At 67.3% G+C, this 22,928-nt stretch carries 27 protein-coding genes; 18 read left to right on the forward strand and 9 right to left on the reverse strand.

Annotated features, from left to right (window positions below):
* Position 1: 1 nt before the first annotated feature.
* Together M3330_RS12885 and M3330_RS12890 are read right to left on the reverse strand one after the other, a co-directional pair.
* Complete coding sequence (locus M3330_RS12885) at positions 2–625, reverse strand: TlpA disulfide reductase family protein (RefSeq protein ID WP_051121670.1); 624 nt, start codon at positions 623–625, stop codon at positions 2–4.
* The gene (locus M3330_RS12890) at positions 622–1,254 is read right to left on the reverse strand and encodes a TlpA disulfide reductase family protein (protein ID WP_006554183.1); all 633 of its coding nucleotides are present in this window, start codon (positions 1,252–1,254) and stop codon (positions 622–624) included. The genes M3330_RS12885 and M3330_RS12890 overlap by 4 nt, the downstream gene beginning before the upstream one ends.
* Positions 1,255–1,488: 234 nt before the next feature.
* Here M3330_RS12890 and M3330_RS12895 point away from each other — a divergent pair, with 234 nt between their 5' ends.
* Entirely contained in the window at positions 1,489–4,503 is a 3,015-nt protein-coding gene (locus M3330_RS12895; protein WP_039583599.1) for a Tn3 family transposase, read from the forward strand.
* A gap of 23 nt (positions 4,504–4,526) precedes the next feature.
* On the opposite strand, the gene M3330_RS12900 is transcribed toward M3330_RS12895, so the two are convergent.
* The gene (locus M3330_RS12900; RefSeq protein ID WP_039583585.1) at positions 4,527–5,195 is read right to left on the reverse strand and encodes a TetR/AcrR family transcriptional regulator; all 669 of its coding nucleotides are present in this window, start codon (positions 5,193–5,195) and stop codon (positions 4,527–4,529) included.
* 129 nt (positions 5,196–5,324) lie between these two features.
* On the opposite strand from M3330_RS12900, the gene M3330_RS12905 reads away from it, so the two are divergent.
* The 13 genes from M3330_RS12905 to M3330_RS12965 all read left to right on the forward strand — a co-directional run bounded on the left by M3330_RS12905 (position 5,325) and on the right by M3330_RS12965 (position 14,495).
* Complete coding sequence (locus M3330_RS12905) at positions 5,325–6,896, forward strand: MFS transporter (protein WP_039583601.1); 1,572 nt, start codon at positions 5,325–5,327, stop codon at positions 6,894–6,896.
* A 12-nt stretch (positions 6,897–6,908) separates the two neighbouring features.
* Positions 6,909–7,190: a universal stress protein gene (locus M3330_RS12910; protein WP_225623914.1), complete on the forward strand. Its 282-nt coding sequence runs from the start codon at positions 6,909–6,911 to the stop codon at positions 7,188–7,190.
* Positions 7,191–7,318: 128 nt separating this feature from the next.
* A complete protein-coding gene (locus M3330_RS12915; RefSeq protein ID WP_006553200.1) occupies positions 7,319–7,936 on the forward strand; it encodes a recombinase family protein in 618 nt (205 codons plus the stop codon).
* Between the two features lie 143 nt (positions 7,937–8,079).
* Entirely contained in the window at positions 8,080–8,331 is a 252-nt protein-coding gene (locus M3330_RS12920) for a hypothetical protein (protein ID WP_255024911.1), read from the forward strand.
* Between the two features lie 340 nt (positions 8,332–8,671).
* Positions 8,672–9,067: an iron dependent repressor, metal binding and dimerization domain protein gene (locus tag M3330_RS12925; protein WP_006554184.1), complete on the forward strand. Its 396-nt coding sequence runs from the start codon at positions 8,672–8,674 to the stop codon at positions 9,065–9,067.
* Between the two features lie 109 nt (positions 9,068–9,176).
* Positions 9,177–9,554, forward strand: coding sequence for a BlaI/MecI/CopY family transcriptional regulator (locus tag M3330_RS12930; RefSeq protein ID WP_033098566.1), 378 nt, complete (start codon positions 9,177–9,179; stop codon positions 9,552–9,554).
* Positions 9,551–9,985 (forward strand): hypothetical protein, encoded by a 435-nt coding sequence (locus tag M3330_RS12935; protein WP_006554186.1) that lies wholly within the window; start codon positions 9,551–9,553, stop codon positions 9,983–9,985. Before M3330_RS12930 ends, M3330_RS12935 begins: the two co-directional genes overlap by 4 nt.
* Complete coding sequence (locus tag M3330_RS12940; RefSeq protein WP_051121672.1) at positions 9,946–10,467, forward strand: M56 family metallopeptidase; 522 nt, start codon at positions 9,946–9,948, stop codon at positions 10,465–10,467. Before M3330_RS12935 ends, M3330_RS12940 begins: the two co-directional genes overlap by 40 nt.
* 196 nt (positions 10,468–10,663) lie before the next feature.
* Complete coding sequence (locus M3330_RS12945) at positions 10,664–11,263, forward strand: cadmium resistance transporter (RefSeq protein WP_006554188.1); 600 nt, start codon at positions 10,664–10,666, stop codon at positions 11,261–11,263.
* Positions 11,264–11,321: 58 nt separating this feature from the next.
* The gene (locus M3330_RS12950) at positions 11,322–11,684 is read left to right on the forward strand and encodes a helix-turn-helix transcriptional regulator (protein ID WP_081263498.1); all 363 of its coding nucleotides are present in this window, start codon (positions 11,322–11,324) and stop codon (positions 11,682–11,684) included.
* Positions 11,681–13,639, forward strand: coding sequence for a cation-translocating P-type ATPase (locus M3330_RS12955; protein ID WP_033098567.1), 1,959 nt, complete (start codon positions 11,681–11,683; stop codon positions 13,637–13,639). The genes M3330_RS12950 and M3330_RS12955 overlap by 4 nt, the downstream gene beginning before the upstream one ends.
* Positions 13,636–14,151: a signal peptidase II gene (gene lspA / locus M3330_RS12960; RefSeq protein WP_051121673.1), complete on the forward strand. Its 516-nt coding sequence runs from the start codon at positions 13,636–13,638 to the stop codon at positions 14,149–14,151. The genes M3330_RS12955 and lspA overlap by 4 nt, the downstream gene beginning before the upstream one ends.
* Entirely contained in the window at positions 14,148–14,495 is a 348-nt protein-coding gene (locus M3330_RS12965; protein WP_033098568.1) for a DUF3703 domain-containing protein, read from the forward strand. Before lspA ends, M3330_RS12965 begins: the two co-directional genes overlap by 4 nt.
* Before the next feature lie 447 nt (positions 14,496–14,942).
* On the opposite strand, the gene M3330_RS12970 is transcribed toward M3330_RS12965, so the two are convergent.
* From M3330_RS12970 to M3330_RS12995, 6 genes are all read right to left on the reverse strand, one after another.
* Positions 14,943–15,755: an SURF1 family protein gene (locus M3330_RS12970; protein ID WP_039958570.1), complete on the reverse strand. Its 813-nt coding sequence runs from the start codon at positions 15,753–15,755 to the stop codon at positions 14,943–14,945.
* Positions 15,743–16,297, reverse strand: coding sequence for a DUF6308 family protein (locus tag M3330_RS12975; protein ID WP_006554193.1), 555 nt, complete (start codon positions 16,295–16,297; stop codon positions 15,743–15,745). Before M3330_RS12975 ends, M3330_RS12970 begins: the two co-directional genes overlap by 13 nt.
* The gene (locus M3330_RS12980) at positions 16,294–17,268 is read right to left on the reverse strand and encodes a hypothetical protein (protein WP_255024912.1); all 975 of its coding nucleotides are present in this window, start codon (positions 17,266–17,268) and stop codon (positions 16,294–16,296) included. The genes M3330_RS12975 and M3330_RS12980 overlap by 4 nt, the downstream gene beginning before the upstream one ends.
* Positions 17,269–17,508: 240 nt before the next feature.
* Positions 17,509–19,305 (reverse strand): arsenical pump-driving ATPase, encoded by a 1,797-nt coding sequence (gene arsA / locus M3330_RS12985; protein ID WP_006554195.1) that lies wholly within the window; start codon positions 19,303–19,305, stop codon positions 17,509–17,511.
* Between the two features lie 54 nt (positions 19,306–19,359).
* On the reverse strand, positions 19,360–19,755 hold the full coding sequence (gene arsD / locus M3330_RS12990) for an arsenite efflux transporter metallochaperone ArsD (protein ID WP_006554196.1): 396 nt from the start codon (positions 19,753–19,755) through the stop codon (positions 19,360–19,362).
* A gap of 29 nt (positions 19,756–19,784) precedes the next feature.
* Positions 19,785–20,147, reverse strand: coding sequence for a low molecular weight phosphatase family protein (locus M3330_RS12995; protein ID WP_231414144.1), 363 nt, complete (start codon positions 20,145–20,147; stop codon positions 19,785–19,787).
* Between the two features lie 118 nt (positions 20,148–20,265).
* On the opposite strand from M3330_RS12995, the gene M3330_RS13000 reads away from it, so the two are divergent.
* Genes M3330_RS13000 through M3330_RS13015 form a run of 4 tightly spaced genes read left to right on the forward strand, consistent with a single transcriptional unit; the run spans position 20,266 to position 22,926 of the window.
* The gene (locus tag M3330_RS13000) at positions 20,266–20,673 is read left to right on the forward strand and encodes a helix-turn-helix transcriptional regulator (RefSeq protein ID WP_006554198.1); all 408 of its coding nucleotides are present in this window, start codon (positions 20,266–20,268) and stop codon (positions 20,671–20,673) included.
* A 35-nt stretch (positions 20,674–20,708) separates the two neighbouring features.
* A complete protein-coding gene (gene arsB, locus M3330_RS13005; RefSeq protein WP_006554199.1) occupies positions 20,709–21,749 on the forward strand; it encodes an ACR3 family arsenite efflux transporter in 1,041 nt (346 codons plus the stop codon).
* Positions 21,750–21,774: 25 nt separating this feature from the next.
* Positions 21,775–22,425, forward strand: a complete 651-nt coding sequence (locus M3330_RS13010; RefSeq protein WP_006554200.1) for an arsenate reductase ArsC — start codon at positions 21,775–21,777, stop codon at positions 22,423–22,425.
* A 45-nt stretch (positions 22,426–22,470) separates the two neighbouring features.
* Positions 22,471–22,926, forward strand: a complete 456-nt coding sequence (locus M3330_RS13015) for an arsenate reductase ArsC (protein WP_033098575.1) — start codon at positions 22,471–22,473, stop codon at positions 22,924–22,926.
* Positions 22,927–22,928: the final 2 nt, after the last annotated feature.

A 22,928-nucleotide genomic window follows, 5' to 3' on the forward strand; every position in this document is an offset into this window, starting at 1 on the left:
GTCACTGTTCGGCCGCCACGCGTTCGATGACCGGTTGCAGGTCCTCGGTCAGCAGGGCCCGCAGGAACACCGCCGCGACGCGATGCTGCCGGTCGAGGACGAGCGTGGACGGGATGACGCTGGTGGGAAAGGCGCCACCGAGGGCGGTCAAGGTCGCCATCGGCGGGTCGTAGATCGATGGGTAGGACACATTGTTGTCGATCACGAAGTCCTGGGCCTTGTCGCGCTGGGGATCGCGGACGTTGATACCGAGAAACTGCACTCCCAGATCCTGGGTGGCTGCGTAGGCGCGCTCGAGATCGTCGGCTTCGCTGCGGCACGGGGCGCACCACTGTCCCCACAGGTTGAGCACGACCACCTGGTCGGCGTAATCGGCCAGGTCGACGGTGACGCCGTCGGTCATCAGGTCCGGGCCGGAGAGCGCGCCGAGGGTGCCGCGGTCGGCCGGCGGATCGTAGAAAATGTCGGTCTGTCCACCGGGGGCGACGAAATCGAAGGTGCCACCCTGGGCGACGGCGTCGGAGCCGGTGCCGCAGCCGCTCACCCCCACCAGCACCACCACGGCCAGGACCACTCGGCCCAGCAGTCGAGACGGCCGGCCGCCTGTCGGCTTTACGCCGGTCATCGCAGCAGCCCGTTCACCGCGGCACGGACCTGGTCCGGGCCTGTGAACACCGCGGGCTCGGCGATCCGGTCCACCGAACCGTCGCGCTGCAGAAGGAAGGTCAGCGGCAACACGGGTGGGCCGGCCAGTGCCTGCTGTGCCCGGTCGTCGGTGTCGACGAACGAGGGGTAGCCGATGCGCAGGTCGGTCATCAGCGTCGCGGCGGAGCCCGCGGTGTCCTGCACGTTGATCCCGATCACCCGCACCGCGCCGGGCTCGCGGGCGTAGGCATCGAGCACGGGCATTTCTTCCCGGCACGGTCCGCACCACGAGGCCCACACGTTGAGCAGGGCCGGTTCCCCGGCCAGGGCGCCGCCGAGATCGACGGGGCGGTCCGAACCCAGGCACCGCACCGTCACCTCCGCCAGGGGACCTGCAGCCCCGATGCCCGTGCCGGTCGGGCAGGGCGGGGTCGCGCCCGGGTCGGGCAGAGCGTTGCGTGCCGGGGCGGGGCGGGCGGATACCGCGGTCGGCTGTAGCCCGGAATCGGCTGGGGTCACGGTGTCGTCCTCCCGTTGGGGCCACAGCGCCACCACGAACGCGACGATCACGAACAGACACGTGATCGACCATGCGGCTCTGGTAGACATGTGGCCCCTCTCCGTTGTCGTCCGACCGAAATACTACGCGAGATAGTATTTCGATCGGACGACCGGTCGGGATCAGCAGCACATCATGGGGTAGCCGTAGCATCCGCCGGAAATCGGGCGGATTTGGCGTATCCGACTGGTGGGCACGGGGTTTCGAGTTCGGCATGCACTGTCGACTGGTTGGTGCTTGACTGCCGATGATGATGTTGGTCGGTGCTGGTGGAGGCTGAGGTCGTGGCGACGCGGATGTTCGCGGACGAGGAGTTGGAACGACTGCGGGGATTCCCGGAGATCAGCCGCGAGGAGCTGTTCCGGTACTTCACGCTGACGCCTGCGGATCTGGCGTTCGTGGATCCGGGCCGGGGCCGGGGCCCAGCCGAGCGGCTGGGCTTGGCGATCGCGTTGTGTACGCTGCCGTGGCTGGGATTCGTGCCGGATCGGCTGGTCACGGCTCCGCCGGTGGCGGTGGCTCGTGTCGCCGAGCAGTTGCGGTTGGATCCGGTGGTGATCGGTGCCTACGGCAGGCGAGCCAAGACCCGCACCGAGCATGTGCGCCTGGCCGCGCGGTACCTGGGATGGCGTGCGGTCGGTGCGCTCGAGTTCAAGGAGCTCGATGAGTTCCTGCTCGCGCGGGCGATGGAGCACGATTCCCCGACTCTGCTGTTCCGGCTGGCGTGTGAGTATCTGATCTCGGCGAAGGTGATCCGGCCAGGCCCGGTCACCGTGGTCGAGCGGGTCGCCCACGCCCGCCACCAGGCCCAGACCGAAACCTATGACCGGCTCGCTCACGAGTTCACTGCGGCGCGGTGCGCGGAGTTGGACGGCTTGCTTGTCACCGACGCTTCGCTGGGGATCTCGCGGTTGCGGTGGCTGTCGACCGGGCCGGTGGAGGCCTCGGCGGCCGCGGTCCGCGCCGAGGTCGACAAGCTGGGTTTCCTGCGCGGGTTGGGCGCTGATCGGCTGGATATGTCGGTGCTGCCCGCCGAGCGGCGCCGGTTTTTGGCCACGATGGGCCGGCGCCTGAGTCCGCAAGCGCTGCAACGTCGGGATCCGCAACGCCGGTATCCGATCCTGCTCACGGTGCTGGCCCAGTCCGGCACCGATGTCCTCGATGAGGTCGTGGCGTTGTTCGATCAGGCGATCTCGGTGAAATTCGGTGCTGCCGAACGGAAGATGCAGCAGCGGCTGGCCGAACGAGGAAAGACTGGAGAGGACCGTCAGGCGCTGCTGGACGATCTGTTGGAAATCGTCACCGACCCCGGCGTTCCGGATGAGGAGATCGGTGCGCTGATCCGCGGCGAGAAGATCGGGTGGGAGCGCCTGCGCGCGGCGATCGCCCAGGCCAAGCCCAGGTTGCCGCGTGATCACGGGCATCTGGCGGCGTTGGATTCCTCCTACAACTACCTGCGTCAGTTCACCCCCGCGGTGCTCGAAGCGGTGCGCTTCTGCGGCGGTACCGCCGCGACCGAGTTGCTGATCGCGGTGAACATGCTGCGCGAGTTGAACGCGACCGGGCGGCGCAAGGTCTTCGATGACGCCCCGACCGGGTTCGTGCCGATGAAGTGGCGCGGCTACCTCGACGAGGCCCGCAAATCCGGCAGCGCGACCGCGTATCGGCACTACTGGGAGTTGTGTGTGCTGCTCGGATTGCGTGACGGGTTGCGCAGCGGGGATGTGTTCGTGCCGGGCTCGCGCCGTTACGCCGACCCGGCCGCCTACCTGCTCACCACCGGGCAGTGGGAACCGCAACGCGTTGAGTTCTGCGGCCTGGTCGGGCGATCCGCCGATCCTGGCGTCGCGCTGGCCACCGTGGTCGCCGAACTGCACGACGCTCTCGGTGAGCTGGAGGAGGTGCTGGCCGGCGGGGACGGCCCGGTCCGGCTGGACGAGGGCGGGGATCTGGTGATCTCGCCGCTGAGCGCGGAAGATGTTCCCGCCGAGGCGATCACGCTCAAGGCCGAGCTGACCGAAATGCTGCCGTTCGCGCCGATCGTGTCGCTGCTGATCGAGCTGGACAAACGCACCGGCTACCTGGACTGCTTCACCCACGCCGGCGGTCAGGCCACCCGGACGCCGGAGCTCAAACGCAACCTGATCGCGGTACTGCTGGCGCACTCGACGAACCTGGGGTTGACCCGGATGGCCGAGGCGTGCGGAATCACCTACGACATCCTGGCCTGGACCGACGAGTGGTATGTGCGCGAGGAGACCCTGCGCGCGGCCAACCTGGTACTGGTCGGCTACCACCAGCGGCTGCCGCTGACCGCGGTGTTCGGCGCCGGAACACTGTCGTCGAGCGACGGGCAGCGTTTCCCGACGCGCGGTAAGTCGACCACGGCGCGGCCGTTGAGCCGCTATTTCGCCAGCGAGGGCCTGTCGACCTACACCCATGTCAGCGACACCCACGCCACCTACGGCACCAAGGTCATCGTGGCGACCAAACGCGAAGCCCACTACGTGCTCGATGAGATCCTGGGCAACGCCACCGATCTGCCGATCACCGAGCACGCCACCGACACCCACGGGGTCACCCTGGTCAACTTCGGGTTGTTCGACCTGCTCGGGATGCAGCTCTCGCCACGGATCCGGGATCTGGGGCGGATCACCCTGTACCGGCCGGGCCCGCGCGCCGAGGCCGAGGCCCGGTTCCCGCACGCGGGCCCGCTGATGACCCGCAAGGCCAACCTGGGTTTGATCGCCGAGCACTGGGACGATCTGCTGCGGTTGGCCGGATCGCTGAAGTTCGGGCACGCCACCGCGTCGCTGTTGGTCGGCAAGCTGTCGGCGTCGGGGCGGCAGAACACCCTGGCCGCGGCGCTCAAGGAGTACGGGGCGCTGCGGCGCACCATTTACGCCGCGAGATACCTCTCCGATCCGGACTACCGGCGCAAGATCTCGCGGCAGCTCAACAAGGGCGAGTCGCTGCACGCGCTGCGCCGCGACCTGCTCTATGCCCATGAGGGGATGATCCGGGCGCGCCACCTCGAGGACCAGACCGAGCAGGCCTGGTGCCTGACCTTGACGACCAACGCTGTGATCGCCTGGACCACAGAGTATTACGGGTTCGCTGTCGAGCAGATGCGCCGGACCGGGCAGCGTATCGATGACGAGGTCCTGGCCCACATCAGCCCGGCCCACAGTGCCAACATCAACTTCTTCGGCGCGATCGAGGTCGACATCGACGCCGAGCTGGCCCAGCTGGGCCCGACCGGGTACCGGCCGCTGCGGGTGCGCGACACCTTGTTCTGACCGCGCGGAACCGGGGCCCGTGGTTACGGCGTGGCGATGTCGATAGCGGTGTCTGCTGGCGTGGGTGTTCGGTGGGCGGTGAGGAAGTTGTCGACGAGCCGGGTGCAGTCGTCGTGGTCGATGCTGCGTAATCCGGTGAGACGGGCGAACACGATCGGGCCGAGGAGTTCGATGATGGCGAAGGTGGTGTCGAGCTCGCCGAGCATCGCGCGGGCCTCGGGACTGGTGAGGATCTGGTCGAACGGGTGGCGGTACTGCTCGATGACGCGCGCGCGCAGCGAGGTGACCGCGGCCGGGTCGGGGTGGTCCTCGCCGATGGAACCCATCGCCAGCCAGGCCAGGGTGGTCATCTGCACCGGAGCCTGTTCGATGAGGTCGGCCTGGCTGGCGAGCAGCGCCAGGAGCCGCTCACGCACGGGCCCGGTGCCGGTCGGTGTGTCGACCTGGGGAAGTAGTCGTTCGAAAGTCGCCGCGAGCAGCTGGGTGGTGCTGCCGAAGTGCCGGTAGAGGGTGGCGCGGGCGACCTTCGACACGCGGGTGACCGCCTCGACGGTGACCGCCTCGACACCGCCGGTGGACAGCAGATGGGTGGCCGCGTCGAGCAACCGGTTGCGTGAGCGCGCCAGTCGCGGATCGGCCTGCTCGTCGTCCGCGGCGAGCGGGTCGGTCGCCGCCGGGCCTGAGTCGGTCATGGACGCGCCTTCCTCCGAATTCGTGTCGTTGAACTCTTGATATGGGTGAACTCTATCCCACCCCCCAACCACTATGATACGAATGGTCTCGTACAGATACCGTTGGTCTTCAAAGTCGGGGAGGTGCCGGTGGCCACACCCGGAACGGACACTGTCGAGATCGCCCGCTGGACCAGGGCCCAGTGGTGGATGCTGGCGGTGTCGTGCCTGGCGGTGGCGCTGGTGGTCGCGGCGATGGCGGCGTTGTATTCGGCGTTGCCGCAGATCGCGCTTGCGACCGGGGCCACCCAAGCCCAGCTGACCTGGATCGTCGACGGCTACACGCTGGTGCTGGCGTGTCTGGTGCTGCCCGCCGGCGCCGTCGGTGACCGTTACGGGCGCCGCGTGGTGCTGGTGGTGGGGTTGGTGGTGTTCGCCGCCGCCTCGGCGCTGCCGCTGCTGCTGTCCGACCCGGCCTGGTTGATCGCGACGCGCGCGCTGGCCGGGGCAGGCGCCGCGCTGGTGATGCCCTCGACGCTGTCGATCCTCACTGCAGGGTTCGCCCCCGCTCATCGCGGCCGGGCGGTGGGGATATGGGCCGGGGTCGCCGGATCCGGGGCGATACTGGGGATTCTCGGTGCCGGGGTGCTGCTCGAACGATGGTCGTGGCTATCGGTGTTCGTAGGGTTGACCGTGGCCGGGGCGGTGCTGGCGGGGTTGGCGTGCACCATCGCCGAGTCCCGCCAGCGCGAGCATCCGCAGGTGGACTGGGTGGGCGCGGTGGCGGTGGCGGTCGCTGTCGCGGCGATCGTGTTCGCCGTGATCGAGTTCCCCGCGCGCGGCTGGGCCGACCCGCTCGTCGCCGCCGCCGCCGGGGTCGGCGTGGCCGCGACGGCGGCCTTCGTGGTCGTCGAGCTGCGCTCGGCGGCGCCGCTGCTGGATGTGCGGTTGTTCGCCCGCCGTGGTTTCGGTGCCGGGTCGCTGTCGGTGACCATCCAGTTCCTGGTCACCTTCGGGGTATTCCTGCTGCTTGTGCAGTACCTGCAGCTGGTCTTCGGTTACGGGCCGCTGGCCTCGGCGCTGGCGTTGGCGCCGATGGTGGTGCCGCTGGTCGTGATCTCGGTGATCGCGCCGTGGCTGTCGAGCCTGGTCGGGTTACGGGTGATGACCGTGGCCGGCCTGCTCACCATCGCCGCCGGGCTGGTGCTGGTGAGCCGGCTGACACTCGCCGCGCACTACCTCGACCTGCTGTGGCCGCTGCTGATCATGAGCGCGGGCCTGGGATTGTGCACCGCGCCGGCGACCTATGCCATCGTCGCCGACACCCCCGAGGCCAAACACGGGGTCGCCGCCGCGGTCAACGACGCCGCCCGCGAGATCGGCGCCGCGATCGGGATCGCCGTGGCCGGCAGCGTGCTGGCCGCCGGCTACACCCACCGCATCCAGCCCGCCCTGCCCCAGTTGCCCGAGCCCGCCCGCGGCCCGGTCGCCGATTCCCTGGCCGCGGCGCTGCAGGTCGCCGACCAGGCCGGACCGGTGGCCGCACCGCTGGCCGAGTTCGCCAAGGCCGCGTTCGTGCACGGCAGCGGCCAGGCCGCGCTCGCCCTGGCCGCCCTCACCACCGTCGGGGCGATCGTGCTGGCAGTACTGGCCCCCGGCCGCGCACCACGCCGCCGATACATCTCGACCATTTCCCCCGCAAAACACGCTCCCTTCTCGTGAAAGACGCCCGTCATGACGGCCTATCGCACGATCATCGTCGACACCGACGGATCCGACCGCTCCTACCGTGTGGTCGACCACGCCGCCGAACTCGCCCACGCCACCCACGCCCGGCTCCTGATCATCTGCGCCCGCCACCCCATCGACGCACGTGAGCTCGGGGCGGACCTCGACCGGCTCGGACCCGACGCCTACCAGCTACGCGGCACCACTCCCACCGAGGCCATCCTGCGGACCGCCCACCAGCACGCCCTCACCCACAACACACCCCCACACACCGATAACACCCCCTGACCTGTTCCGTAACCGGATCGGCCACCGGAACACCACGCAGAGCCAACGTCGGCCCAGCTCACCGGTGTTCCGTAGAGGTGTTCCGCTGACTGTGCCGGTCAGCCCCCGCTATCTGGAACACTTTCGGCATGGGTGAGCCGTTCCGCGTCGGATACTGCCGCTGCTCCACCGACGAACAAGACGTCGAGATCCAAACCGAGCAGCTATTGGCGCTCGGAGTGCCGCGTGAGCGGATCTTCATCGACAAAGGGTTCTCCGGGACCACCCGCAAGAACCGGGCCGGGCTCGACAACGCACTCGCCGCCGTCACCTCCGCCGCGGCGGCCATCGACGGGCGACAGGTAGTGCTGACCACGCCGAAGTTCGACCGATTCGCACGCAACATGGCCGAAGCAGGCCAGACCCTGACCGAACTGCGCGAGCGCGAGGTGCTGTTCGGACTCGGGAGCTCGATCTACGACTGGAACGACCCGTTCGGCAAGCTCTTCCTGCAAACCTTGGCCATGGTCGCCGAATTCGAGGCCAACCTCAACCACCTACGCACCCGCGAGGGCATGGCCAAGGCCCGCGCGAAAGGCAGGCTCAAGGGCAAGCAGCCGAAACTTCCTCTCACGGCACGGAAAACAATCCACCGCCGCTACCACGACCCCGCCGACGACGCGAGCCTGGCGGACCTGGCCGAGGAATACAGCGTCGGCCGCTCCACCATCCACCGCATCGTCAGCAGTGCTGCACCACGAGCCTGAGAATTCACCAGCCTGTCGTCAGGATCCCGCTACTTTGCACTTCCTGACAACCTTGGGTTGCGGGCCCTTACGTCCCACACGAGTTCTGGCCCGAATCGGATCGTCGGCGAGCTGGGCGGATACGCCGCGCCCGCCAGGAGCCGGTGGCGAGACAGACGATCGTTTCGACCCAACAGGCCGAGCGGATCACCGACCGGGCACTACGCCATATCCGCCCGATTTTCGGCAAATGCTACGGCTACCCCATCATCGACGCACACATCTGGCATGCGCCGCTGAGCATCATCACGTGGCAGTCCCACAGCGCCTGCAAATTCGCAATCATTCCCTGCATGTTTCACCTCCTCCTCGATCGCGATGCGCCGCTTTCGCGCATCTACTATCTCCGTACGTAGATAGTAGATGTAGACGGGAACGCTGGTCCTGGGCTCGTCCAGCAAGGAAGCGTTCATGCCGAAAACGACCGGTTCACCTCCGCTGTGGCGCCCGTGGCGGGTTCACCACCTCGAGGCGGTGGAGGACTACCTTGCGAGCCTCTACCGTCGGAGCGGCCGCTGCGAAGAAACCTCGACCACGGCGCGGGCAGCCCGTCTGGGCTGGAGGCTGTCAGCAGTGTCAACCATGCACCGACGCCAGGGGGCCGCCGATCTGATCGTCCGCCCCACGGCGCACCGAGCGGAGTTGACCGGCCACGGCCGACAACACGCGAGAAACGTGGTGCGGCGGAACTGCCCGGTGAAGACCTTCAGGGCACCGGAGTTGTCCCTGCTGTGGATCGAACTCCCGAGAGAGGCCGACCGGCTCGAGCATGTTGTCGGCATACTGTTCGAGGTCCGACTCGTCCGGGTCCTGGGATATCCGCGGTCGAACCCGTTCGGCAGTCCCATCCCGTTCCCGACCGAAGACCGCGCCGAGTCGTGGCCCGATCTTCTGACCGCCGTCCTGCCCTGTCGACGATTCACCGTTCGGCGCATCGCCGATCACGACTCGGTGGCGCTCGGACTGCTGACCGGAGTCCACATCGGCCTGCACACCGTCCTGACCGACGTGGTGCTCGATCCGGTCACCGACCTGGTGCACTTCGACACCGCCGGCCACCGGCACATCCATCCGCTCGGTTGCGCTCAGTAGGTGCACGGTCGATCCGGGTGATCGGGAGGGTCAACGGCGGTGACCGGCCGCGGACGCATCCGGCCCGCCTTACCCTGGGAGAACGGCAGACACGAAAGCGGAGGCAACGGTGCGGGTGAAGGGGTTCGGTGAACTCGAGGCCGTGGTGATGGACCGGATCTGGGAGCGCGAGGGCACCACCACGGTCCGGCAGATCTTCGACGCTCTCGCCGCGCACCGCGACATCGCCTACACCACGGTGATGTCGACGATGGACAACCTGTACCGCAAAGGGTGGCTGGCACGGGTCCGCACCGGCAAGGCATTCACCTACTGGCCGACACTGAGCCGGGAACAACACACGGCTCGGCTGATGCGCGAGGTGTTCGACGCGGGCGGGCAGACCGATCTGGTCTTGACCCACTTCGTCGAGCAGATGAGCGCGGAGGAGTCGGCGAGCCTGCGCCAAGCACTGCGTCGACTGTCCGGCGGCGAGGACACCGCGTGATCCCCGTCCTCTGCCTGCTGCTCTACGCCGCCGCCGTCGCGGTGTTCGGTCCCGTGGTCCTGGCACGGCTGACCGCCGCCGGGATCGCCCCGCGCCTGGGCGTGGCCGCCTGGCTGAGCGCAATCACAGGTGTGTCCGTCGCCGCAACCGCTGCCGTGGCGATTGCCCTCGTCGACGTGCTCGGCAGAGGTGGTGACGCCGCTCGATGGATCGTCGACTGTGTCGGCGCGCTCTCGACAAGCGTCGGCGAGCACTCCGGCGCAGACATGCGTCTGCTGTCGGGAATCGTATTGTCCGGGGGGCGGCCGTGGGGGTCGTCGGGGCGTGGCGGATCTGCCGGGGTGTGCAGCGCCGCCGAGCCCGCACCCATGAGCACGCCCACCTGGCCCGGATGGTCGGACGTCGCATCCCCGATCTCGACGCAGTGGTGATCGACTCCGAGGAACGAGTGGCGTACTGCATAGCCGGACGCGAAAGATCGGTGGTGATCACCCGTGGCGCGTTGGCGGTGCTCGATCCCCGGCAGCTCGCCGCCGTCCTCGCGCACGAGCGAGCCCACCTCGGCCGCCGCCACTCGCTGGTGCTCGATGTCGTCCACAGTGTGGCAGCGGCACTGCCCGGGGTTTCCCTGTTCCGGGTCGGCGCCACCGAGATCGGGCGTCTGTTCGAGATGTGCGCTGACGACGTGTCGGTCCGCGGACAGGGAAGGCGGGCCCTCCTCGGCGGTTTGCTCGCCTTGGGTGGGCATCCGGCCCCGGAAGGTACCCTCGGCGGCGGCGGTGGGCTCACCGCCCGCGCCGCGCGGCTGGTCAGCCCGCCTCCGCCGCTCGTTCGTCTCGGCGTCACCGTCCTGCTCGGGGCCGTCATCGTCACTGTCCTTGCGGGGCCGTTGATGTGCACCTTGATGGATTGAGGCGTTGGGCGGCACCCGAGGTCCCGGGGGCCGGGGGCCGGCGTGGCCGAGGGCGATCCCACCAGGGCGGCGACTCTGTCATCGTCGAAACCCGATATAATCCCCTTCAATCGATTATAGGTGTGCGCCGAAGCGTTGCTGTCTTCCCGGATCGCTCGTAAGCGGACGGGTTCGGGCGCCGGGTCGAAAGGTGCTCATGAATCTGCTCGCGTCCGTCCTGCAGGCGGTCGGCCTGTTTCTCGTGACCAATATCGACGACATCATCGTGCTGTCGCTGTTCTTCGCTCGAGGAGCCGGGGTTGGGGGCACCACCACAGCGATTTTGGTGGGACAGTATCTGGGATTCGGCGCCATCCTCGCCGCCTCCGTTCTGGTCGCAGTGGGGGCGACGACCTTCTTGCCGGAGGAGGTGATCGCCTACTTCGGTCTGATCCCTCTGCTTCTGGGTGCGTACGCCGCATGGCGGGCATGGCGGGGGCGAGGGGAGGACGACGAACAGAAAACCGCCGGTAAGAAGGTCGCGGTAGGGACGGTCGCCGCGGTTACGTTCGCCAATGGAGGCGACAACATCGGGGTCTACGTCCCGGTGTTCGTCACTGTCGGAGCCCCCGCGGTGGTGGCCTACTCGATCGTCTTTTTGGCCTTGGTTGCAGTTCTGGTCATCGCGGCGCGCTACCTCGCCACCCGCAAGCCGATCGCCGAGGTTCTTGAGCGCTGGGAACACGTGCTGTTTCCGATCGTGTTGATCGGTCTCGGCGTGTTCATTCTCGCCGAGGGTGATGCATTCGGGCTGTGAGGATGCCCGCCGGTGACCCGACCTATTCATATCGTTGAGTGCCGGTTATTATCGTCATATGACGATCAATGATGTGGGTTGCCACGCCCGCGAATCCGTGGATTCGGCAGTGGCGTTGTTCCACAGCCTCTCCGACGGCACCCGCCTAGCCATCGTGCGCCGGCTCGCCGGCGGTGAAGCCCGCGTGGCGGATCTGGTGGGCGCGCTCGACTTGGCGCAGTCGACGATTTCCGCGCATGTGGCGTGCCTGCGGGACTGCGGTCTGGTGCAGGGCCGACCCGAGGGCCGGCAGGTGTTCTACTCGCTGACCCGACCGGAACTGCTCGATCTGCTCGCCGCGGCCGAAACCCTCTTGGCCGCGACGGGCAACGCCGTCGCGCTGTGCCCGAACTACAGCACCGACACCGGGGAGAAGTCGTGAGTGACGCGTGCGGTTGCGGCCACGACGAACCCCGCGTCGAGGGTGAGGAAGACCACGAGCCCGACAAGTGGTGGCAGGTCACCGAGATTCGGGCGGCCGCCGTCGCCGGGCTGCTGCTGGTTGCCGCCCTGGTCGTGGGGTGGACCGACGGCCCCCACCCGGTGAAGCTGACCCTCGAAGCCCTGGCGCTGATCGTCGCCGGCTACACCTTCGTCCCCTCCACCCTCACACGCCTGGCCCGCGGCAAGATCGGGGTCGGCACTCTGATGACGATCGCCGCCGTCGGCGCCGTGCTGCTCGGCGAGGTCGGCGAGGCCGCGATGCTCGCCTTTCTGTTCGCCATCAGCGAGGGCCTCGAAGAGTACGCGGTCACCCGCACCCGCCGCGGCCTACGCGCCCTGCTGAATCTGGTGCCGGACACCGCCACCGTCCTGCGTGGCGGTCGTGAACAGACCGTCGCCCCCGCAGAGTTGGTGCTCGGGGAGATCATGATCGTCAAACCCGGGGAGCGGCTCGCCACCGACGGCACCATCCGCACCGGCCGCACCGCCCTGGACACCTCCGCGATCACCGGCGAATCCGTCCCGGTCGAGGCCGCACCGGGCTCCGAGGTGTTCGCCGGCTCGATCAACGGCACCGGCGTTCTCGAGGTCGAGGTCACCGCCGGTGCGCAGGACAACTCGCTGGCCAAGATCGTGCGGATCGTCGAGGCCGAGCAGTCCCGCAAGGGCGAGGCCCAGCGTCTGGCCGACAAGATCGCCAAGCCTCTGGTTCCGGGGGTGATGGTTGCCGCGGCGCTGATCGCCGCGATCGGCAGCGTGTTCGGCGATCCGCTGGTGTGGATCGAACGCGCCCTGGTGGTGCTGGTCGCCGCGTCCCCGTGTGCGCTGGCCATCGCGATCCCGGTCACGGTGGTCGCCGCGATCGGCGCCGCGTCCAAGCTCGGTGTCCTGGTCAAGGGCGGTGCCGCCCTCGAAGCGTTGGGCCGGATCCGCACCGTCGCGCTGGACAAGACCGGCACCCTGACCCGCAACCGCCCCGAGGTCATCGACGTCGCCACCACCGGCGGCGCCACCCGCGGCGACGTCCTGAACGTCGCCGCCGCCCTCGAGGCCCGCAGCGAACACCCCCTCGCCGCAGCGATCCTCGCCGCCGTCGACGACTACACCCCGGCCGAGGACGTCGATGCGGTCCCCGGGGCCGGACTGACCGGACACGTCGGCGGCATCCCCGCCCGGCTCGGCCGGCCCGGCTGGATCGATCCTGGCCCCCTGGCCGCGGATATCGAGCGGATGCAGCACGCCGGAGCCACCGCGGTGCTCATCGAATGCGACGGCGCCCTGATCGGCGCGGTCGCGGTGCGCGACGAACTGCGCCCCGAAGCCCGCGACGTCGTCGCTGAGTTGCGCCGCGACGGTTACACCGTGGCGATGCTCACCGGCGACAACGAGCGCACCGCACGAGCGTTGGCCGCCGCCGTCGGCATCGACGAGGTCCACGCCGATCTGCGTCCGGAGGACAAGGCCCGCATCATCGACACTCTCCGCGGTACGCGGCCGACGGCGATGGTCGGCGACGGCGTCAACGACGCCCCGGCCCTGGCCACCGCCGACCTCGGGATCGCGATGGGCGCGATGGGCACCGACGTCGCCATCGAAACCGCCGATGTCGCCCTGATGGGTGAGGACTTGCGGCACCTACCCCAAGCCCTGCAGCACGCCCGACGCTCCCGGACGATCATGTTGCAGAACGTCGGCCTCTCGCTCGCGATCATCACCGTCCTGATGCCCCTGGCCCTGTTCGGGATACTCGGGCTGGCCGCCGTCGTCCTGGTCCACGAGATCGCCGAGATCATTGTGATCGCCAACGGGGTGCGCGCCGGACACGCCCGGAGCCTGACCGCGACAACAGAATCGACAAAGTCATCCGTGCCGGTCGCCGGAGCTCGGTCATGACAGATAAGGACAACTCCGTGTCGTCCGTAGTGCCCGTGGGCAGGCGGCGTTGCGGCCGAGGTATTCTCGTCGTGCTGGTGGGTGCCCTGGCTGCGGTCGCGTTGGCCCTCGATCCGGTGGCGCGCGACGCGCTGTCCGGTGGGCGGGCAATCGATTTCGGGTTGTTGCAACTACGGTTGGCCTACAACACCGGGGTCGCGTTCAGTCTCGGTGACCAGCTCCCCCCTACCGTCGTTCTTGCCGTCACCGCTGCCCTCACCGTGACGATCGGCGTGTTCGCCTGGCGCACTGCACTCGACAGTCCACTGATCCAGACCATCGGCCTGGCCGCGATCGTCGCCGGCGCCACCGCCAACGTCGTCGACCGCTTCCTTGATGGCAAAGTCACCGATTATTTCCACACCGGGTGGTGGCCCACCTTCAACCTCGCCGACACCTACATCACCTGCGGTGTTGTCCTCGTCGTCGGCGCCCTGCTTCTCGCAACCTCCAACAGGGACCACATCTCATGAGTCGAATGCCCGAACAGCTGCGCACCCTCTACACCGCGGAGATGACCGCCGCTCGACATAGCAGCGACGATGTCAGGCGCTGGCGCCACCTCGAACGCGCCCACATCTTGTCCCAGCCCTACCCGTGGCCGCACACCCGCAACCACCTCGCCATGTTCACCTTGGCGCTGCGCCAGCGTGATCGCCGCGAGGCTGTGGGCCAGGTCGTGCGGATTCTGCTCGCCGCTCCCGGCTCGGCGCTGGGCCGCTACCCTCAAGGCAACACCGGGCGTACTTCGGCGGGGCTGATGACCCCGATGCAGGTCCCGGAGGATCTGGTTTCGATGCTCACTCGACCCACCTGACACCGCGCCTCTCGCTGCGATTGAGTCAGACGGAACAACAAGTCCGGTAGTGCACCGTCTTCCTCATCTACTACTTGCTGTCCGAGTTCGAAAGGGGCCAGTCAGGGACCACCCGCACGTTGTGCTGCGCAGACACGGATTATGTTGAGGTCCGGGCAATCATGTGGCGGCCAGAATCGCAGGACTCGACTTGCCCTCATACCGTCGAACCGAGGTGAACGAGTCCTGCGACCTGACTCTCCCTTCCCTCAGAAGGGAAGAAAACCTTCCGTCTCATTCTACAGAGCAGATCCCGAAACCGGCACGGCACTTTGTGTGCTGGAACTTTTTTGCTCGAAGCATGAGGAACCGCTGGGCGTTGATGCTGAAATGTGCGCGGTCCAAAGATGGCCGTCGCTGCCCGCGTAGCTCGTGGACTGTCGAATCGGAGCACAACGTTGGGCTCGGTTACCGCGGCCGGCCGTACCGGGCGGCGAGACTCTCGCTCGCGGAGAGCGGCGTCTCGTCGTCGGTTCGGGTGGCCTTCACCTTGCGGCGTTCCCTCAACTCCGCCCACACGAAATACCCCAGTCCCATTGGGGCCATGATCCCGAACGCGAGCCACTGCAGCCCGTACGACAGATACGGACCCGCATCAAGTTGGGGAAGTGGGATGACTCCGAGCCCGCCCGGCTGGTGAGCATCGAGTTGTAGGTAGACGTCTTCGAGTTCGAGACCCGTCACAGCCGCGACCTGCGGCGCGTCGATAAAATACACTTGCTGATAGCCCGCGTCAGTGAAGGGCTCCTTGCCGTCCATTGTGCCTTGGGACTTGCGGATCCGAGCATCGAGCGAGACATTTCCGCCCGGTGCGGCGGGGATTGCGGGGACCTCGCTACCGCGTACCGGACGCACATAACCTCGATTGACGAGAATCGTCCGACCATTACCCAGCGCAAACGGCGTGAGCACTTCGTACGCGGGTTGGGATTCGACGCTGCGCAACCGGACGAGCACATCAGAGTCGGGCAGATACGAGCCCTGCGCGACGACCCGCCTCCACTCGTCGTCGATCGTCGCACTGTCACCGCCGAGCAGCTCGGCGACAGGGACCGGGTCCTGCGCCATCGATGCCGAGATCCGCGCATTCCGATCCTCGGTGCTCGTGTTCTTGCTCAGCTGCCACGGGGCGAGCAGGGTGAAGCACCCATACGCGAAACCGACTACCACCACGGCCAGAATGAACCAGCTCGGACGGAGAAGAAACATCACACGGCGCACTTGTTCACGGTAGACCCCAGAGTGGACTCTTCTGCCATCGCATCCCCTCTCGACGCGCTCAACGCCCAGCTGCTGCGGCGCCTCCACCTCGACCTCACCCACCTGACCTTCGAGTCGAGGATGGGGAACAATCCGGGGCGTTTGAGGTGGAGCACCTTGCTGATCTTGGCTACCCCCACGCGCCGGGGCGCGGCCGTGCGGAAATGGTCGTAGAGGGCTTCGGCCCGGTCGTAGAGCTCGCCGCTGATGTTCGGGTCGGCCTCGACCAGTTGTGCTTCGATCGGCGCCGCCGCCCACGGGGCGTCGACGGCGGTACGGATGAACCAGTCGAGTTGGGCGTGGCTGATGCGGGAGCGCACCTTGTGGGTGCGGGCGATCTCGTCGGCGGTGATCTCCTTGAGTGCTCCGGGTCCGGGCAGGTCGTAGCGGGCCACGGTCACCGCCGGATAGCCGTGGGCCTTGGCGGTCGCGGTGTCGATGTCGATGCTGCGTCCGGCGATCACCAACACGGTGGCCCCGTCCTCGCCGCGGGTGCGGTTCATGGCTTCTGCCGCCCGGCCGGGTCCGGGTCGGTGTCGTTGATGCCTCCCAGATCGGTGTATGGAGTCGCAGCGGACGTGTCTGCGGTCGTCGCAGCGGCGATTTCCGTCGGGTCCGGCCGGCTCGAGATGCGGATCGTGCGAGCGAGTGCCCGCAGGTCCTGGAGCGAGCGGATTCCGTCCGGGACGCTGTCGTCACCGGGTGACCGTAAGGCGTTCGAGTTCAGCGGGTTGGTGGCATGCCGCTCTTCTCCATCCTCGTCCGCGTACGGAGAACGGTCTCCGAGCATCTGGCGGCTCAATTCGCGCATCTGGCGACATTCCTCGATCTTTTCGACGGCCTGCTGTGCTCGGATCTTTTCGGGCTTGAGGTACTCCTCGATCCGTCCGATGTCCGTGGCGAGGTGCGCCATCGCGGGGGCGATCTTCTCCAATGCCTGTATTGAGCGTTTCTGCAGGGAGTGCAGTGAGTCCGAGTGCGTCGAGAATGTTCCCCACCTATGAACGCTCATGTCGAGCACGAACGTGTCGCTGTAGGTATCACGCTCGTTGGGGGCAGATCCGTAGGTGATGGTCACGGTGACTCGATCGGGGATCTGTTCATCGTTGCGGATGGACCGGTCGGGGTCGTCCGGGTCCTCTTTGCCGATGAAATAGATGTTGAACAGTTCGTTACCGGGCATGAAGGTGGGGATGGGGTCGGCGTAGCGCTTGAGGAGGAATGCGATGATGCTCGGCTGGCCGCTGTGGGTAGGTTGCTCAGCCAGTGGTGGGTCGAATTCAACCTTGACGTTGTACGCCATCGAGGGTCCGAAGTTGCGTACGACCAGAGACGCCGTCCGAGCAGATAGTTGAGGATCGATCACCAATTCAGCACCGACCATCGGCCGTGATCGGTCCCGACTGTCACGCTTCGTCGCCCGCAACGTGCGAACAGCCACGAAAGCTGCGGCGACCGCCGCCGCTGCGGCCACGACCGTCGCACCACCACCGACAGCCGCACCCACCGCGGACACAAGATCGGTGGTGTCGGACGCAAGGACAGTCGGCACAGTTCTTCTCCACGGGTATTCAGGCGGCAGGGTGGGCGATAATGTCCGATACATCGTCGCAGCATCGAGTTTCAATACTCGAGCGGCGAGTAGCTCCCGATTCTGGGTAGACCTGTGGACGGACTTCCGCGGGAGAAGTTCCGCTGAATCCTCTACAGGTAGCTACTGCACCGGCGACGGTTCCGGACGCAGTTCGGCCAAGGATCCCACCGCGGTGATTCCGACGGGTTCGGTGGTGGATAGCGGAATCACCGCGTACCGGTCGGCAAGCTCACCCCGGACCTTGTCGATCTGCTCGAGTTCGGCTACGGCCCGCCGGCGGAGCAGCGGTGCGGTGGGCTCCGCTGCGGCAAGAGAGTTGTTGACCACCCACGCCCACGGCTCGATACCGGCGCGTCGCAAATCGCCCTGCAGACCGGCGGCCTCGAGCACCGGAGTGGTCTCGGCGAGCGTGACCAGCACAATCTTGGTCTGTGCCGGGTCCTGCAGCCGCATCAAAGGAGTGGTGAAGCGTCCGCCGTCGCCCATCTGCCGGGCGATCTCACGGTGATACGAGCCGGTCGCATCGAGCAACAGCAAGGTGTGACCCGTGGGGGCGGTGTCGACGACGACAAACTTGCGGCGTGATTCGTGGATGACCTTCGAAAACGCCTGGAACACCGCGACTTCTTCGGTGCAGGGGGACCGCAGATCTTCGGCGAGGGTGGCGCGGCCGGCGTCGTCGAGCCCGGCGCCCTTGGCGGCCAGCACCCGGTTGCGGTAGGCCTGACTGGCCTCATGGGGGTCGATGCGGGAGACCTCAAGATGGTCGAGTTCCCCGGCGAGAGTGTCGGTCAGGTGCGCGGCAGGGTCGGTGGTGGTCAGGTGCACGTCATGGCCACGGCGGGCCAGTGCCACCGCGATCGCGGCGGCGACGGTGGTCTTACCGACCCCGCCCTTGCCCATGCACATCACCAAACCGTGCCCGTCGGACTCGATCTCATCGACCAGATCCGCCAGGGAAGCATCGGTGACCGCCGCGACGTCCGGATCGACGCCGACGGCACTCGAGGCCGTGGTGATGTCGAACAGGGTGGCCAGAGCGTCGAGACCGACCATGTTCACCGGCTTGAGGGCGACCAGATCCGTGGGCAGCGCCGCGATCGCGGCGGGAACCGCGGCGAGCGCCGCCTGTTCGCGGTGATGCACGGCGGTGGCCAGCTGATCGGTGTCGTCGACGGGGGCGGGCAGCACGCCGTTGACGACCACATGCTGTCTCGTCATGCCGATCGCGGCGAGTTCGTCGTGGGTGCGGGCGATTTCGGTCAGCGCAGAGCGGTTGGCGCGGGCGACGAGCACCAGGCGGGTGCGACCGGGATCCGACAGCGCCTCGACCGCGCCGGCGTACATGGCCTTCTGCTTGTCGAGGCCGGCGAGCGGCCCGAGGCAGGACGCGTCGCCCTTGCCGTTATCGAGGAATTCGGTCCAGTTGCCGGGCAGCTGCAGCAGCCGGATGGTGTGGCCGGTGGGGGCGGTGTCGAACAGCACGTGATCGAACCCGGCGACCCGGTCGTCGGGATCGGTGAGCAGCGAGGTGAATTCGTCGAACGAGGCCACTTCGGTGGTGCACGAGCCGGACAACTGTTCGGTGATCGACGCGATCTCCGCGTCGGGCAGCAATCCGCGGACCGGGCCGACGATGCGTTCACGGTAGGCGGCGGCGGCCTGTTCGGGATCGATCTCGAGCGCCGACAACCCCGGCACCGCGGGGATCTCGGTGATCGTGTTGCCGATGCTCAGACCGAAGACCTGCCCGACGTTCGACGCGGGGTCGGTCGAGACCAGCAGCACCCTCTTGCCGGCTCGGGCCAGGCGCAGCGCCGACGCGCACGCGATGGAGGTCTTGCCGACCCCGCCTTTGCCGGTGAAGAACACGAACCTGGGTGGGTCGGTCAGGAACGTCGGGTCGGTGGCAGTCATGGCAGCAGATACTCCTCGTCGGACGGATCGGCGGGCGGGTGCGGATCTGGGTGGTCAGCAGCAGGTGGACTCGTCCGGTGTGCAGCACGAGTCGTTGTCGTCGGCGAGCCCGAGCATGGTCACCCCGGACGGCGCTGCGGCGGGAACATCGAGTCCGGCCCACGTGGCGAGCTCGGCGCGGGTCGGGTAACGCCCGGTGGCGACGGTGACGTCGTCGACGAGCACCAGCGGAAGACCGTCCGATCCGGCAAGTTCGAGGAACTTTGTGACGGTCTCGTTGTGCGCGAACGCGAGCGGGTCGTTGGCCAGATTGTGGCGGGTGATGGTGGCGCCCTGCCCGGTCAGCGCGGCCATGTCGGCGGTGAAGGTGACCAGGTTCTGGTCGAGGTCCTCGCCGCACACGCCGGTGTTGCAGCACAGGGCCGGTTCGAAGACTGCGATCGTGCTCATGGTGTTCTGCTCCTGGTTGGGGTAGGTGCTCAGCGGGTCGCGTCGAGTAGCCGGGTGGCGAGTTCGTCGACGCGGGTGGCGATGTCGCCGCGGACCAGACGCATCCGCTCGATACCGTCGACGCCGCGCTCGGACGGCTCGTCGATGTCCCAGTTCTCCACGACTACGCCGGCGGGCGCGTCGACGTGGGCTTCGCCGCCGAGGGTGACGACGAGGTCGACCTCGGACAGCAGCTGCGGATCGATCGGCTTGGGGTACTCGCCCGCGGTGGGTGCCCCGACTTCCTCGAGAACCTGCATCGACAGGGCGTTGAGCGACGAGCCGGGCGTGGTGCCGGCCGAATGGACAACGATCCGGTCGCTTGCGGTCTTGCGCATGAGGGCGGCAGCCATCTGGGATTTGCCGCCGTTTTTCACGCACACGAACAGCACCGAGGGTGTGGGCACGAGGGGTGGTCCTTTCCGACGGACTCGGGTTGACGATTGAATTGATAGAAGTCAATATAGACGTATGTCGAATCAGATGTCGAGCGAGGCCGAGCTGTGCTGCCCTCCACTCTCGCGTGAGCCCCTGACCTCCGATTGGGCCGGCGACCTGGCCCGCATGTTCAAGGCCCTCGGCGATCCGGTGCGCCTGCGCATGCTCAGCATGATCGCCAGCCACCAGGGCGGCGAGAGTTGCGTGTGCGACATCAGTCCCGCCTTCGACCTGTCCCAGCCCACCATCTCGCACCACCTCAAGGTGCTGCGCGAAGCCGGACTGCTCGACTGCGAACGCCGCGGCACCTGGGTGTACTACCGGGTGATCCCTGCCGCGCTCGAGCAGTTGTCCGCAGTGCTGGCCACCGAATCGGGGGTGCTACCCGGATCGACCTGTGCGTGCACCCCGGCCGAACCTCATCAGGAGACCGTTTCGTGACCACCACCACCGAAAACCGTTCTGTGGCAGGAAAAATGTCGACCCTCGACCGCTTCCTGGCCGTGTGGATCGGCATCTCCATGGTCGTCGGCCTGCTGCTCGGCCGGATGATCCCCGGGCTCGGCGACGCTCTGAGCGTCCTCGAGATCGACAACATCTCGCTGCCGATCGCCCTCGGTCTGCTGATCATGATGTATCCGGTGCTCGCGAAGGTGCGCTACGACCGTCTCGACACCGTCACCGGCGACCGCAAACTGCTGATCTCGTCGTTGATTCTGAACTGGGTACTCGGCCCGGCGCTGATGTTCGCCCTTGCGTGGTTGCTGCTGCCGGATCTGCCCGAGTACCGTACGGGTCTGATCATCGTCGGCCTCGCACGCTGCATTGCGATGGTCATCATCTGGAACGACCTCGCGTGCGGCGACCGCGAAGCCGCCGCGGTGCTGGTCGCGATCAACTCGGTGTTCCAGGTGATCATGTTCGCCGTCCTCGGCTGGTTCTATCTCTCGGTGCTGCCGGGATGGCTCGGACTCGAGCAGACCGCTTTCGACGTCTCCCCGTGGCAGATCGCCAAATCGGTGTTGATCTTCCTCGGCATCCCGCTCGTCGCCGGTTTCCTGACCCGGCACTTCGGTGAAAAGGCCAAGGGCCGTGACTGGTACGAAGACACATTCCTGCCGAAGATCGGACCGTGGGCGCTGTACGGGTTGCTGTTCACGATCGTGCTCCTGTTCGCGCTCCAGGGCGAGCAGATCACGTCGCAGCCGTGGGACGTCGCGCGGATCGCGTTGCCGCTGCTCGCCTATTTCGTCCTCATGTGGGGCGGTGGGTTCCTGTTCGGCGCCGCGATCGGTCTGGGTTACGAGCGCACGACCACCTTGGCGTTCACCGCTGCGGGCAACAACTTCGAACTCGCTATTGCCGTGGCGATCGGCACCTTCGGTGTCACCTCGGGTCAAGCTCTGGCCGGTGTCGTCGGTCCGCTGATCGAAGTGCCGATCCTCGTCGCCCTCATCTATGTCTCGTTGGCGCTGCGCAAGCGTTTCAAGAGTTCAAATACCCCTGCTGTGCAGTAAAAGTCGATACGCCAGGAGGCGACCGATGTCTTCACACCCCGCACAACCGGAACTGCTCATGCCTCAGGCGGTGCTGCAGCGTTCCGCCGAGCACCTCGCCGACAAGTACGCCGGGGTGTTCTCCCCGCAGACCGTGGAACGGATGGTGTTCGAGTCGTACGCTGCGCTGCGCCGCACCGCCAAGATCCACACGCACCTGACCGCCCTGGCCACCCGGTTCGCCGGCGAACGCCTCACCGCGCTGGCACAAGCCGACGGTGCGATCACCAAGGACGTACCGGAGGTGCTGTTCGTGTGCGTGCGCAACAGCGGCCGCTCCCAGATGGCGGCGGCGTTGCTCGCCCACCACGGCGTCGGACGCGTGCATGTGCGCTCCGCCGGATCGGCGCCCGCATCGTCGATCCATCCCGTTGTCGTCGAGGCGATGGCCGAGATCGGGCTCGATCTCGGCGCCGAATACCCCAAACCGCTCACTGATGATGTGGTGGCGGCCGCGGACGTGGTGGTCACCATGGGCTGCGGTGACGCCTGCGCGGTGTATCCGGGCAAGCGCTACCTCGATTGGTCGCTGCTCGACCCGGAAGACGAGTCGCTCGAGGCGGTGCGCGGCATCCGCGACGACATCGATGCCCGGGTCCGTGTCCTGCTGACCGAGCTCGGCGCTGTCTCTGTCTGATCTTGTCTCTGCCTGACCTTCCTCTACGAAAGGACGTTCCACTTCATGACCACCCACTCCGCCACCGATCGCACGCCGTCGGTGCTGTTCGTGTGCGTGCACAACGCCGGCCGTTCCCAGATGGCCGCCGGGTTCCTCACCGCCCTGGCCGGGGATCGGATCGAGGTCCGCTCCGCCGGCTCCGCTCCGGCCGCGCAGGTCAACCCCGCTGCGGTCGAGGCGATGGCCGAGGTGGGGATCGATATCTCCACGCAGAATCCGAAGATCCTCACCGTCGACGCAGTGCAGGCCTCCGATGTGGTGATCACCATGGGGTGCGGCGACACCTGCCCGGCATTCCCGGGCAAGTCCTACCGGGACTGGGTGCTCGAGGACCCGGCCGGGCAAGGGGTCGAGGCGGTGCGGCCGATCCGCGACGAGATCAAGGCCCAGGTCGAGGCGCTGATCGCCGAGCTCGTTCCAAACGTCGCCCGCGCATCAGCGTCCCCGCACTGTCGATGACC

It is taken from the genome of Rhodococcus sp. GA1, assembly GCF_024321955.1.
In the GTDB taxonomy this organism is placed as follows: domain Bacteria; phylum Actinomycetota; class Actinomycetes; order Mycobacteriales; family Mycobacteriaceae; genus Rhodococcus; species Rhodococcus pyridinivorans.